This is a genomic window from Cryobacterium gelidum, from assembly GCF_004403985.1.
Lineage (GTDB): Bacteria > Actinomycetota > Actinomycetes > Actinomycetales > Microbacteriaceae > Cryobacterium > Cryobacterium gelidum.
In genome coordinates this window covers 305,131-318,215 of the sequence record NZ_SOHL01000013.1, presented here as the reverse complement: position 1 = coordinate 318,215, position 13,085 = coordinate 305,131, and the positions used below count along the sequence as shown (strand labels likewise).

Here is a 13,085-nt window from a genome sequence, read left to right as displayed (position 1 = left end):
GACTGTAGTGGTACGACTCCCGGAGGAACCCATGATTGACAAGCTCAAGCTGGTGTCGCACGTTGATGCGATCAACTGGAACAAGATCGAAGACGAGAAAGACGTCGAGGTCTGGAACCGGCTGACCAACAACTTCTGGCTGCCGGAGAAGATTCCGCTCAGCAACGACATCCAGTCGTGGAACCAGCTCACGCCGGTCGAGCAGCAGCTCACCATGCGCGTGTTCGCCGGGCTGACCCTGCTCGACACGATCCAGGGTACCGTCGGCGCCGTGTCGTTGATTCCGGATGCCATCACCCCGCATGAAGAAGCTGTCTACACGAACATCGCGTTCATGGAGTCGGTGCACGCCAAGAGCTACTCGTCGATCTTCTCGACGCTCGCTTCCACCAAGGAGATCGACGAAGCGTTCCGCTGGTCGACCGAGAACGAGTACCTGCAGCGCAAGGCCTCGATCGTGATGGATTATTATCAGGGCGACGACCCGCTCAAGCGCAAGGTCGCCTCGGTGCTGCTCGAGTCGTTCCTGTTCTACTCGGGCTTCTACTTGCCGATGTACTTCTCCAGCCGGGCCCGCCTGACCAACACGGCCGACCTCATCCGTTTGATCATTCGGGATGAAGCGGTGCACGGCTATTACATCGGTTACAAGTTTCAGAAGGGTCTCGAGAAGGAGACGCAGGAGCGCCGCGACGAGATCAAGGATTACACCTTCAACCTCGTGTTCGAGCTGTACGAGAACGAAGTGCAGTACACGCAGGACCTCTACGATGAGGTCGGTCTGACCGAGGACGTCAAGAAGTTTCTGCACTACAACGCCAACAAGGCGCTGATGAACCTCGGCTTCGAGGCGATCTTCCCGAAGGACGTCTGCGACGTGAACCCGGCGATTCTCTCCGCCCTCTCACCGAACGGCGACGAGAACCACGACTTCTTCTCGGGCTCGGGTTCCTCGTATGTGATCGGCAAGGCTGTCGTTACCGAAGACGACGACTGGGACTTCTAGGTCTGAATTTCGAGAAGGGCGGATGCCTCGGCATCCGCCCTTCGTGCATAATTGTGGAAATTCGGGTCGCGCCGGCTGGCGCCCGGGACTAGCGTGAAGGCGTGCCCGTTGCTGTGGTTGACGCCCAGAGCGCTCACGCCGCTGGCGTGCAGCGCCTTCTTGACAGTTACCGCGCCGTCCCGGCGACGGCCCCGATCCGACTGGCGAAGTCCACCTCGAATCTGTTCCGCACACGAGTTCAGGGTCAGGCTCAAGGCCTCGACCCGTCCGGTTTGACTGGCGTCATCGCTGTTGACGTGGCGGCGCGTAGGGCCGACGTGGGCGGCATGTGCACCTACGACGACCTTGTTGCAGCGACGCTGCGCCACGGGTTGGCACCGTTGGTCGTGCCGCAGTTGAAGACCATCACCCTCGGCGGCGCGGTGGCCGGCCTCGGCATCGAGTCGACGTCGTTTCGCAACGGTCTGCCGCACGAGTCGGTGCTGGAGATGGACATCCTCACCGGCGCCGGGGAGATAATCACCGCGTCGCCCGGCCAGAACGCCGACCTGTTCCGCGCCTTCCCCAACTCGTACGGGACGCTCGGTTATGCGGTGCGTCTGCGCATCGAACTCGACCCCGTCAAGCCGTTCGTCACGCTCACCCATGTGCGATTCCACTCGATGGTCGACCTGGTCGCGGCGATGGACGGCATCCTCGAAACCGGCCGCCTCGACGGCGTTCTCGTCGACTACCTCGACGGCGTGGTGTTCAGCGCCGACGAAAGCTACCTCTGCGTCGGCAGGCAGACCAGCGCGCCCGGCCCCGCCAGCGATTACACCGGCCAGCAGATCTACTACCGCTCCATCCAGCACGACCGCGGCGCGACGGACGATCGCCTCACCATTCACGACTACCTGTGGCGCTGGGACACCGACTGGTTCTGGTGCTCCGAGGCGTTCGGCGCGCAGCATGCCCTGATTCGAAGGGTCTGGCCCGGGCGCTACCGGCGCAGCAGCTTCTACGGAAAGCTGATGAAGCTCGAACAGCGGTTTAACATCGGCGACCGTATCGAAAAACTGAACGGCAGACCGCCCCGCGAGCGAGTCGTCCAAGACGTCGAGGTACCGATTGCGCGATGCGCGGAGTTTCTGGACTGGTTTCTGCGCACCGTACCGATCATGCCGATCTGGCTGTGCCCGTTGCGCTTGAGAGGCGATGACCACTGGCCGCTCTACCCGATCCGGCCCCAGCAGAACTACGTCAACGTCGGCTTCTGGTCGACGGTACCGGTTGGGTCCAGCGACGGGGCGACGAACCGGCTGATCGAACGCAAGGTCGGCGAACTCGACGGGCACAAGTCGCTGTACTCCGACTCGTATTACTCGCAGCCGGAGTTCGACGAACTCTACGGCGGGGACAGCTACCGAGCCGCGAAGAAGCGATACGACCCCGATTCCCGTCTCCTCGACCTCTACTCCAAGGCGGTGCTACGACGATGACCACGTTCAAGGATCGTGCGACGAATGCGACGAATGCGACGGCGGGAAAATTCACCCTCGCCCAGGTGCTGGAGATTCTGGCCGGCGGTCGCCTCCCGGTGCGATTCACCGCCTACGACGGGAGCGCAGCCGGACCGCAGGGCGCACCGTTCGGGCTGGATCTCCTGACCCCGCGCGGCACGACCTACCTCGCCACGGGCCGCGGCGACCTCGGTCTGGCCCGCGCCTATATCGCCGGCGACCTCGACCTGCACGGGGTGCACCCCGGCGATCCCTATGAACTGCTCACGGCGCTCGCCGACAGCCTGGACTTCACTCGGCCACCGGCGCGAATGATGGTGGACATCATCCGCTCTATCGGTGTGCGGCAGCTGCGCCCGATCGCGCCGCCGCCGGAGGAAGCAATGCCGCGCTGGCGCCGTGTTGCCGGAGGGCTCCGGCACAGCAAAACGCGCGACGCCGAGGCGATCCGCCACCACTACGACGTCTCAAACCGGTTCTACGAGTGGGTGCTCGGGCCGTCGATGACCTACACCTGCGCCTGCTACCCAGACAGTGACGCATCCCTCGATGAGGCACAGGAGAACAAGTACCGGCTCGTGTTCGAGAAGCTGCGGCTGTTGCCGGGCGACCGCCTGCTTGACGTCGGGTGCGGCTGGGGCGGCATGGTGCGCTACGCCGCACGCCGCGGCGTGCTTGCCACCGGAGTGACGCTGTCGCGTGAGCAGACCGCGTGGGCGCAGCGGGCCATTGCCGAGGAGGGCCTGAACGATTTCGCGGAGGTTCGCCACGGGGACTACCGCAATATCACCGAAATCGGCTTTGACGCGGTGTCGTCAATCGGGCTGCTGGAGCATATCGGAGTGCGCAACTACTCGTCGTACTTCGGCTTTCTGCAATCCAGGCTGCGCCCCGGCGGTCTTCTGCTCAATCACTGCATCACGCGGCCAGAGAACCGAACCGAACCGGCGCCCCGCGGGTTCATCGATCGCTATGTCTTTCCGGATGGGGAGCTCACCGGCTCGGGCCGGATCATCAGCGAAGCGCAGGATGCGGGGCTCGAGGTGCTGCACGAGGAGAACCTGCGCCAGCACTACGCGCTGACGCTGCGCGACTGGTGCGCCAACCTCGTCGAGCATTGGGACGAGGCGGTCGCCGAGGTCGGCCTCCCCACCGCGAAAGTGTGGGGGCTGTACATGGCGGGCTCACGGCTCGCGTTCGAGAGCAACGGCATCCAGCTGCATCAGGTGTTGATGGCCAAGCCCGACGAGGGTGACGGTGTCGGTGGGCTGCCGTTGCGGCCGTGGTGGACACCGTAGCTATATTCGGTGGGAGCGGATGCGGCGGGCCGGCCTGCGACGACGGGCCGCGGCTCGCGTGCACGCGAAGAATGGTCGCGCGGATGATCAGGCGGGGTCCCAGGGCAGGGCCTGGTCAGACGGAACCGGGGCAAGCGGAATCACGACCACCGGACGATGCTGACGGTGCGCCAGTTGCACCGCCACCGAACCGTTGATGAACTCCTGCAGGCTGGCCCGCAACGTCGCCTCCCTGGTTCCGACCACGATCATCGCCGCATTGAGCGTGTCGGCCAGGTCGCCGAGGGCTTGGGCCGGATCACCGACGAGGGCACGGGTGCTCCAGGTGAAGCCGCGTCCGTCGAGGAGCGCGGCCAGGCGCGCCGCGAGATCCGGGTCGAATCTCTCCTCCGCACGTTCGGGCGAGTCCGCAGTCAATGGCAGACTCGTCATCGTGCCGTAGCCCAGGTCGTAGACCTGGTACTGGCCGGCGTCCACCGATGCGCACACCAGTTCCGCGTTGAAACGCGCCGCGAACATGGCCGCCTGCTGCACGACGGTGTCCGGCTGGCCGGGCACCACCCCAACAATCACGCACGCGCTCATGCTGCACTCCCTTGTCTACGGCGCCCGGCAGGCGGACAGGACCGACTGCCGCACCTCGACTCACGGCCAGCATGGCAGATTCCGCCCCGATTCGCCGTTTACCAAGGCGGAGATTTTCGTTCATCGGCGAAGACATGTCTGCGTTCAGGCCCTCGGTAGGGCCGACGTTTCAGTTCGGTGCCCGAACAGGTCGACCAGGGCGAATACCAGGGCAACGGCGACGAGTACCAGCGCGACCAGGATTCCGTTGAGGAAGCCGTCACGAAACACCTGCACGCGGTCGGGCTGGCTCACCTCCGCGTACAACGTTGCGTAGAAGGTCGAGATTATCGCCGCGACTCCGATGGCCGTTCCCACCCGCTGACCCACCTGGGCCATCGACCCGGCGACGCCGCCCTGCGTGACTGGAACCTCGGTCAGGGTGAGCGTCTGGTTCGGCGAGATGACGAAGCCGCCGCCGACACCGGTCATCGTCATGGCTGCCGCGATCAGCCACGGTGCGAGGCCTACCGAGGCGAATAATCCCGCCAGTAGAACGAGCACGAAGCCGATCATGACGGTGACCAGGCCGAGAGCGACGAGCTGGCGGCCCCAACGGAAGACCAGGCGACCGCCGATCCACGACGTTACCGCTGAGGCGAGGGCAAAGGAGATGCTCACCATTCCGGCGAAGACGGGCTCAAGCCCAAGGCCCTGTTGCAGAAAAAGGGTGACCAGCAGAAAGTACGGCGGAATCGCCGCAAAATAGGCCGTGGTGATCAGTATCCCGTTGCGATAGGACGCCGTGCGAAAGAGTGCGAAATTCACAACGGGTGACTTACCGATGTGCTGGTACCGCCGTTCCCACCAGAAGAACGCGGCGCCGGAAAGACCGAACACAATCAGCCAGAACCAGCGGCGGGGGTCATCCGTTGGGGCGCCGGTCGTCAGTACGAACGGAAGCATGAGGCCGAGAGTGGCAATTCCCAGCAACAGGATGCCGACGAGGTCGAGCCCCGTGCGTTCTCGTGCATGACTCTGGCGTTTCGGAAGCACACGTATCGCGAAGAAGAGTGCCAGAAGACCCAGCGGCACGTTCATCCAAAACGACAGGCGCCAGCCGTTATCGGGGCCGCCAACGGCGATCAGGAGGCCACCCAGGGTCGGTCCGAAGGCCGTCGAAACTCCGATGACCGCTCCAAACAAGCCGAAGGCGCGCCCTCGTGCCGCGCCTTGGAACAGCTGTTGGATTAGTCCGAGTACTTGCGGCATCTGAATTCCCGCAGCAATTCCCTGCAGGATACGCGCCACTATCAGGAATTCGATCGTAGGCGCGAGCGCGCACAGAATGCTTGCAACCGTGAAGGAGCTGAGGCCGACAATGAACATGAGTCGCCGGGAATGAATGTCGCCCAGCCGACCGGACGGTACCAGCGCGAGCCCAAAAGCGAGTGCGTAACCAGCGACGATGAGCTGGAGTTCGGTGGTACCGCCGCCGAGCGACTGCTCGATGGCCGGTAACCCAACATTTATCTTGGACAGGTCGAGAATTGTCAGCGAAGCAACTCCGACGCACACCCAGAAGGCTTGCCGCTTCGACCTGTCGGCATGCTCGGAGGTGGGAGGAGTGGTCTTCGGCATGGTCCATTGATTCTAGATCCAGGGTCACAGGCCAGTACGGTGCGCGGCACGCGGACTACCTGGACTGGCTTCTAGGTGCCGTCGCGTAAGCGGATACCGCGCCGAAACCCGGCTCGCCGCTCACGGCGCGTGCGTGCCACACAGGCGCCGGAGGCTTCGGGCGGATAGGGTTCAACATGGAGTTATCTCCCGGTTTCACGTGATTGGAAAGTGCACCATGGCCCAAAACCCCAAACAAAGCAACAAGGTTGCACGAACCGCCAGCTCGGGGGTCAGAAATACCCGGTTCAGTGCTGCAGCAGACACTGCCGCTGCGCGAGCCCGCGCCCTGGCGGCCCGGGCCCTGGAGAACAAGAAGCCCGGCAAGTAGACTCGCGAGCTCGGTCAGCGCGGTTCGCGCAGGTAGGCCAGTTGCGCGCGAACGGATGCCTCGGCGGCGAACCGCACCGCGGCATCCGTTTGGGCGTAAACGAGATCGGTGACTTCGGCCACCGTCGCCTCAGAACCGAACGTGGCGAGGGCAGATCGCACCTGGTCGAGTCGTTCGTGGCGATGCGCGAGGTAGGCAGTGCAGATGGCCGCGAGGTCGGGCAGTATCGGGCCGTGCGCGGGCAGCACGGTGGCCGGCCCGAGCGCGCGCAGCGCCTCAAGCGAGGCCAGGTAGTCGGCGAGGGCGCCGTCGATGATCGACGTTCCACGGCCGAGAATGGTGTCGCCGGTGAGCACCGAGCCGGTGAGGCCGTCGCCGGGCAGATGTAGGCAGATTGAGTCGTCGGTGTGCCCGGGCGTGGCCACAACGCGGATGCTGGTACCAGCGGCTGAGAGCTGCTCCCCGTCGACGAGAGGGGCACCGTTCACGCAATAGGCGGGATCAAACGCACGTACCGGGGCGTTGGTGAGCGCCGCGAATCGTTCGCTTGCCGCCGTGTGGTCGGCGTGTCGGTGCGTGATCAGCACGAGCTCGACCTGGCCGGAAGCGGCGAGCGTGGACAGGTGGCCCTCGTCAAGCGGCCCGGGGTCGACGACGACAATCGAGCGCGAGTCGGGCGCACCGATCAGATAGGTGTTGGTGCCGTCGAGAGTCATCGGACCGGCGTTTGGCGCGAGCAGGCTGCGAGTGAGCGGGCTCGTGCGCTGCGGGCGGGCGCTGTCGTCGGGCATAGCTCGCAGCTTAGCGACTGCCACGACCGGTACCCCGATGCGCGAGGTGCCGCTGCCGGCACTAATCAGGGGTGCACGATGATCTTGACCGCGGTCTCGTTGTGGTTGATCAGGGTGTCGAAGCCCTCGGCGATCAGATCGTCGAGCGCGATGCGCCCGGTGATGAACGGCGCCAGCTTGACCCGGCCGTCCTGCACGAGCTTGATGGTGGCCGGGTGATCGCGCACGTAGGCAATCGTTCCGCGCAGGTCGATCTCCTTGAGTACGAGTTTCTGCATGTCGATGCTGGCCGGCTTGCCCCAGATCGACACGTTGACGATGACACCGGCAGGCCGCACCGCGTCGAACAGCTGGCTCAGCACGACATTGACGCTCGTGCACTCGAAGCAGACGTCGGCGCCGTTACCGCCCGTGAGTTCGCGAACCCGGGCGACGACGTCTTCCTGGCTGGGATCGAGCACGAAGTCCGCCACCCCGGTGACTCGCGCTTTCTCCTTGCGAGCCTCGCTGAGCTCGGACATGATCACGGTCAGGCCCTCGGCCTTGAGCACGGCGGCGACGAGCAGTCCGATCGGGCCGGCCCCGCCGATGAGGGCGACATCGCCGGCTTTCGCGCCACTGCGCACAAAGGCGTGGTGGGCAACGGAGAGCGGCTCGATCAGCGCCGCTTCATCCAAGGGGATATCGCCGATGGCGTGCACCCAGCGGCGGTCGACGACGACCTTCTCGCTGAGTCCGCCGCCTCCGCCAGCCAGGCCGATGAAGCCCATCTTCGTGCAGAGGTGGTAGTTTCCGGCCAGGCAGGGGGCGCACTCGTTGCAGACGAAATACGGTTCGACCACGACGTTGTCTCCGACCGCGAGGTCGGACACACCCTCGCCGAGTGCGGTGACCGTGCCCGAGAACTCATGGCCGAGCGTGACCGGTTCTTCCTCGTGCGAGAGAGGGTGTGGGTGTCCCTCGGCCGGAATGAAGATCGGCCCGTCGAGGTACTCGTGCAGGTCTGTGCCGCAGATGCCGCACCAGGCCACGTCGATCGCGACGGCTCCCGCTCGAAGGGTGGGTTCCGGAATCTCCTCGATGCGAATGTCCGCCGGGCCGTGAAAACGAGCTGCCTTCATGATGCGTCACTACTCCCTCACCGAAGCCCGACGATGCCCTCGTGGCACCTGCGGTGCACTCCGTCCTACTTTCAGCCTACTGTCCGGGTTGCCTCCGGTGCCGGTCGGGGCGTGGCATTAGGGTGGGAAAACGTGCACGACCCGACACCGAAGGACAGGCAATGTCGCGAGAAACCGAGGTCGCGCCAGCACCAATTGGAGACGCGGCGACCGTCGTTTTGCTGCGTGACAGCGTAGATGGCCCCGAAGTGCTGCTGCTCGAACGTCCCCGCCACCGCGGGTCGTTCGCCGGCGCCTGGGTGTTTCCGGGCGGAGGAGTCGACCCCGGCGACCGACTGCCAACGGATGCCGCAGTGCCAGCCGGCGACGCCGGCGCGCCCCTCGAGGTTGCCGTTACCGCTGCTGCAGCCGCTCGAGACGACGTCGTCGACCAGCTCGCCGCCCGCCGGGCCGCCGTGCGTGAAGTACGGGAGGAGACGGGGCTGGCGGTCGCGCCCGATGCGCTCGTGGCGACCGCCCTGTGGGTTCCGCCGCGCAGTGCCCCGAAGCGGCTGCGCACCTGGTTCTACCTCACGGCGGCGCCGCACGGGCCGATTGTGTTGGCCGAGGACGAGCTCATCGACTATGCCTGGCTAAGGCCGGAGGCGGCGCTGGAGCGGCACGCATCCGCTTCCTTGACCCTCGTGGCACCGACTTGGGTCACGCTGCACGGGATGCAGGGGCACGGATCGGTGGCCGAGATCATGGCAGTTGCGAGGCAGCGCGGGGTAACGCACTACAAAACCCGGCTCGGGGCCAGCGAGCGTGGGCCGGTGCTGTTCTGGGCCGGTGATGTCGCCTACGATGATGATGCGCTCGCCGAGCGGGCCGGGGGGCGGCACCGCCTGGAGATCGGCCAGGTGCCGTGGGTGTACAGCACGAGCGGGCTGAGCTAGCCGGCAGCGGGAACGGTCGGCAGTAGCGACACGGGCGGGCAGCCCTGACCGTCGACGAAGTTCAGGCAGTCGTCGAAGACGACCGAGAACGGTTCACGAGCCGAATCCCCGAACCAGTCGGTGAAGAACAGCCAGAAATTCAGGTTGCCGTAGGTCGAGCATCCGTCGCCCTCGTCACCGGCGTTCTCGACGGCAACCGGGTTGGGCTGGTACGGCGTGTAGTTGTACAGGTTGGCCGTGGCCTGGTTCGCGATGGAGACGGCGGCGGACCCGCACTCGGCGCTGGGATTGAAGCCAACGTCGACGGTTCCGACCTGGAAAGCCCGGTCGGGCTCCTGCGTGTACTGGCGAAATTGCCAGGCCGCGTTGTAGACCTGATTGAAAAACCCGAAGTACTGGGCGTCGCAGTCGGCGGTGTCCGGGCAGCCATAGCCCGAGGCGCGCAAATAACCGGATGCGCTCGGCCGGGTCAGCAGGGACTGCTCCTTCTGCAACAACACCAGCAAGACCTCGGGGCTGATCGTGCACGCCGCCGCGATCTTCGCGATGATGCGAGCGGCCGTCTCGTTCTCGGCGCCGGAGTAGGGCAGGCAGTGCCCGTCACCCTTCGCCGGTTGGCTGGTCGTCGTCTCGCGGTATTCCCAGAGACACGGCACACCGTCGCTCGGCCGGCACGAGCGCTCCTCAAGAAAATCCTGAATCTCACTCTCGGTGAGACTGTCGGGGTTGAAGAAGTTGTAATCGCTGATGATGAGGCCCGGGTCGAAGGGCGCGGGCTCGGTGCTGGCGGTGAGTAGCGGCGCTGCGGCGACCGGCGGCGACGGCAGCGCGATGAGCGTCGCCGCAACCCCGGCGAGGGCCACCCCGGTCGCCACAATGCGCAGAAGACGACGGGGCAGCGCGAATGTGCTCATACCAAAACCCTAACCGTGGCCAGCCGGCTCGCGGCACGCCTGCGAGAAGCGGGCACTCGTCCCTAGGGGTGCCCGCGTGCCAAACGAGTGCCGCGAGCCGCTGGTGGTCTGGGCAGACTCGTTAGTCGGACGGGGCCGGGATGACCACCATCGGCGACTGAAGGTTCAGCACGATCGAGTGGCTCACCGAACCGAGCAGCACTTTCGACACCGCGGTGAGCCCGTGGTCGCCGACGACGAGCAGCGCTGCCCCACGGGCGGCGTCGAGCAGCGCCGATTGCGGGGCGCCGCGCACGAGCGAGGCGCGAATGTCGAGCGCTGGATAGCGCCGGGAGATGGCGAGCAGCGACTGGTCGAGGACGTGCCGATGCGAGGTCTCGAGCGTCTGCAGAAAGCGTCCGTCGGGTTCGGTCGTATCGCGCCAGACCAGCGGTTCCTGCCAGGCGTGGATCGCGTGCAGTTCCTGACCGGTGCGATCCGCCTCGGCAGCGGCGAAGTCCACGGCAGCGTTCGACGCCGCCGAACCGTCGACGCCGACCACGATACCGGTGTGGTGTGTGTCATCACTCTCCGGAATGATCGCGATCGGTCCGTTGGCCGAACCGGCCAGCCTGGCCCCCATCGACCATTCGTAACGCAGGGTAGAGCCGCGGCGGCGGTGCGTTCCGACCACGACCAGGGTGTCAGGTGCGCTCAACGCCCGCAGTTCGGTGATCGGGTCGCCGGAGCGCAGATCGGCGTGCACGGTGAGAGTCGGATACTGAGCGCTCACCCGGTCGGCATCATCCTTCAAGACCTCGCGAGCACGCACGGTGGTGGATTCCTCCGTGAAGTAGTCGGCCGTCGATACCGTACGGTCAAGCACACGCACCAGGGTGAAGTCGCCGCCGGCGGCACGGGCGAGCGACCAAGCCAGGGCAGCCCTGGCCGGTTCCGACCCATCCCAGGCGACTACCGTCTGGCTCCGTGTGAGCGTGTGCATCATGAGCTCCATCCCTTCTGTGGTGCCGGGCAGCGAGTGGAAATGTCGCGACCGTCAGTAACGATTGTTCTTCACGCTAGCCGCGGCCGGCGCGCCGGAGTAGGGCCTTAAGTCACGTCGCGATTGTGATTAATCCCGTGTCGACCGGCGGATGCCGCGGCGGGGCTGTCACCTGCTTGAGGAGCATGGCGCCCCAGGCTTCGGCGCGGCGCACCTCACCCGGCACCAGAACCGTGCTCTTGGTCACCAGAAAACTCATTGCGTCGGCGACGAGATCGGCGCCCGCTTCGAGCAGGTCCTTGCCAATGCTCTTGGCCGCGTGCCCGGTCAGCAGGATCGGACCCTCCTGCCGGGTGTCAAACGCCGCAGCGCGGCAGACCAGCCCGCTCAGGGGCGCGAGCCATTCGCGCACGCCGGTACCGGCGGCATCCGCTTCGAGGTGAAGGGTGCGCTGGGGCGTGACCGCGGCGTCGATGGCGCCCTGGCGGGTACGCGGCCGACTCATGCCGTGCACGTGGGTGGGGCTGCCGACCACGAGCAGGTCGACCTGCGACAGGTCCACCCCCGCGGCCTGAGTGGTGGGTACGAGGATCACCTCGGCGGGGGCCAGGCCACGCCCGATCGCCTCGGCGATGAGACGGGTATTGCCGTACATCGATTCGTAGACGATCAGGGCGCGCATGGAACCTCCAGAAGAGCGACGAGAGCTAGCGGGAAATGATGACCTTGAGCGCCTTGGTTTCGCTCGCGCGACCAAAAGTGTCGTAGGCCTCGAGAAACTGGTCGAAGCTGAAGTGGTGCGTGGCCAGTTTTTCGGCCGGCAGCTTCTTGCTCGCTACGAGCTTCAGCAGCATCTTCGTGGTGTTGGCGTTGACCAGGCCCATGCTGATGGTGATGTTCTGAATCCACAGGTTTTCGAGGTGCAGGTCGACCGGCTTGCCGTGCACGCCGACGTTGGCGACGTTGCCGCCCGGGCGCACGATCTCGGTGGCCATGGTGAAGGTCTGCGGAATGCCGACGGCCTCGATGGCCACGTCGACGCCCGCGCCGTCGGTGAGTGCCAAAACCTGTTCCTTCCAGTCGGCGGCACCGGAAACGACCGTGTCGGTAGCGCCGAAGTCGCGGGCCCGCTCGAGGCGGTTGTGGTCGAGATCGATCGCGATGATGGTCGCGGCGCCGTACAGGCCCGCGGTGGCGATAGCGGCGAGCCCGACCGGACCGGCGCCGATCACAGCGACGACATCGCCGGGCTTGACCCGGCCGTACTGCACGCCGATCTCAAAACCGGTCGGCAGAATATCGCTGAGCATGACGCCCTGGTCGTCACTTACGCCCTCGGGCAGCTTGTGCAGGGAATTATCGGCGTAGGGCACGCGCACGAACTCAGCCTGGGTGCCGTCGATGAGGTGTCCGAAGACCCAGCCGATGCCGGAGGCACCCTCGTCGCCCAGACAGTGCGAGTAGAGTCCGTTTGCGCAATTGCTGCAGTGGCCACAGCTCTTGATGCAGGAGATGATGACCCGGTCGCCGACCTTCAGGTTGCTCACGGAGGAGCCGAGCTCGGTGATGGTACCGACACCTTCGTGGCCCAGGATGCGCCCGACCGTGACGGCGGGAACGTCGCCCTTGAGAATATGCAGGTCGGTGCCGCAGATCGTGGTGGTGTCCACCCGCACGATCGCATCGGTCGACTTCTGCAGGGTCGGATCGGGAACATCGGTCCAGCTCTTCAGACCGGGGCCGCCGTACACCAGTGCCTTCACGGGCATCTCCTTGATTCGCGAATGTGGGCGGGCAAGCGGCCCGTCACAAGTACGATACGACCGGCGGGCCGGTGCGACTAGGGCCAAAAGTCCCGTTGGGCCGAGACCGCGGATTGGGCACCTAATCGGGACTTCCGGCCCTAGGCGTTCGCGCTGTCGGCTGACAGGATGGCGTCAAGGCGATGGGGCAGCAGCTCC

13 protein-coding genes are annotated in these 13,085 nt (G+C 65.5%); 5 read left to right on the top strand and 8 right to left on the bottom strand.

Going from position 1 to position 13,085, the window contains the following annotated elements:
* The first annotated feature begins 31 nt into the window (after positions 1–31).
* From nrdF to E3T50_RS07820, 3 genes are all read left to right on the top strand, one after another.
* Positions 32–1,006, top strand: a complete 975-nt coding sequence (nrdF, locus tag E3T50_RS07830) for a class 1b ribonucleoside-diphosphate reductase subunit beta (protein ID WP_134461835.1) — start codon at positions 32–34, stop codon at positions 1,004–1,006.
* A 101-nt stretch (positions 1,007–1,107) separates the two neighbouring features.
* A complete protein-coding gene (locus E3T50_RS07825; protein ID WP_134551319.1) occupies positions 1,108–2,487 on the top strand; it encodes an FAD-binding oxidoreductase in 1,380 nt (459 codons plus the stop codon).
* Positions 2,484–3,806 carry a class I SAM-dependent methyltransferase gene (locus E3T50_RS07820; protein WP_134551318.1) on the top strand — a complete coding sequence of 441 codons (1,323 nt, stop codon included), beginning with the start codon at positions 2,484–2,486 and terminating at the stop codon, positions 3,804–3,806. The genes E3T50_RS07825 and E3T50_RS07820 overlap by 4 nt, the downstream gene beginning before the upstream one ends.
* Positions 3,807–3,893: 87 nt before the next feature.
* On the opposite strand, the gene E3T50_RS07815 is transcribed toward E3T50_RS07820, so the two are convergent.
* On the bottom strand, positions 3,894–4,391 hold the full coding sequence (locus tag E3T50_RS07815) for a universal stress protein (RefSeq protein ID WP_134551317.1): 498 nt from the start codon (positions 4,389–4,391) through the stop codon (positions 3,894–3,896).
* A 144-nt stretch (positions 4,392–4,535) separates the two neighbouring features.
* Complete coding sequence (locus E3T50_RS07810; RefSeq protein ID WP_134551316.1) at positions 4,536–6,011, bottom strand: MFS transporter; 1,476 nt, start codon at positions 6,009–6,011, stop codon at positions 4,536–4,538.
* 217 nt (positions 6,012–6,228) lie between these two features.
* On the opposite strand from E3T50_RS07810, the gene E3T50_RS16190 reads away from it, so the two are divergent.
* Positions 6,229–6,381: a hypothetical protein gene (locus tag E3T50_RS16190; protein ID WP_166784234.1), complete on the top strand. Its 153-nt coding sequence runs from the start codon at positions 6,229–6,231 to the stop codon at positions 6,379–6,381.
* A 14-nt stretch (positions 6,382–6,395) separates the two neighbouring features.
* On the opposite strand, the gene E3T50_RS07805 is transcribed toward E3T50_RS16190, so the two are convergent.
* Both E3T50_RS07805 and E3T50_RS07800 read right to left on the bottom strand, forming a co-directional pair.
* Positions 6,396–7,172 (bottom strand): MBL fold metallo-hydrolase, encoded by a 777-nt coding sequence (locus E3T50_RS07805; protein WP_134551315.1) that lies wholly within the window; start codon positions 7,170–7,172, stop codon positions 6,396–6,398.
* A gap of 65 nt (positions 7,173–7,237) precedes the next feature.
* A complete protein-coding gene (locus E3T50_RS07800) occupies positions 7,238–8,293 on the bottom strand; it encodes a 2,3-butanediol dehydrogenase (RefSeq protein WP_134551314.1) in 1,056 nt (351 codons plus the stop codon).
* 161 nt (positions 8,294–8,454) lie between these two features.
* Between E3T50_RS07800 and E3T50_RS07795 the strand changes: the two genes are divergently transcribed.
* Positions 8,455–9,228 carry an NUDIX hydrolase gene (locus E3T50_RS07795; protein WP_134551313.1) on the top strand — a complete coding sequence of 258 codons (774 nt, stop codon included), beginning with the start codon at positions 8,455–8,457 and terminating at the stop codon, positions 9,226–9,228.
* Here the strand turns inward: E3T50_RS07795 and E3T50_RS07790 are convergent.
* From E3T50_RS07790 to E3T50_RS07775, 4 genes are all read right to left on the bottom strand, one after another.
* Positions 9,225–10,142, bottom strand: coding sequence for a hypothetical protein (locus E3T50_RS07790; protein WP_134551312.1), 918 nt, complete (start codon positions 10,140–10,142; stop codon positions 9,225–9,227). The genes E3T50_RS07795 and E3T50_RS07790 overlap by 4 nt on opposite strands.
* Positions 10,143–10,263: 121 nt before the next feature.
* Positions 10,264–11,127 carry a universal stress protein gene (locus tag E3T50_RS07785; RefSeq protein WP_166784233.1) on the bottom strand — a complete coding sequence of 288 codons (864 nt, stop codon included), beginning with the start codon at positions 11,125–11,127 and terminating at the stop codon, positions 10,264–10,266.
* A gap of 109 nt (positions 11,128–11,236) precedes the next feature.
* Positions 11,237–11,806 carry a flavodoxin family protein gene (locus E3T50_RS07780; RefSeq protein ID WP_134551310.1) on the bottom strand — a complete coding sequence of 190 codons (570 nt, stop codon included), beginning with the start codon at positions 11,804–11,806 and terminating at the stop codon, positions 11,237–11,239.
* A gap of 25 nt (positions 11,807–11,831) precedes the next feature.
* Complete coding sequence (locus E3T50_RS07775) at positions 11,832–12,887, bottom strand: zinc-dependent alcohol dehydrogenase family protein (protein WP_134551309.1); 1,056 nt, start codon at positions 12,885–12,887, stop codon at positions 11,832–11,834.
* Between the last annotated feature and the right edge of the window lie 198 nt (positions 12,888–13,085).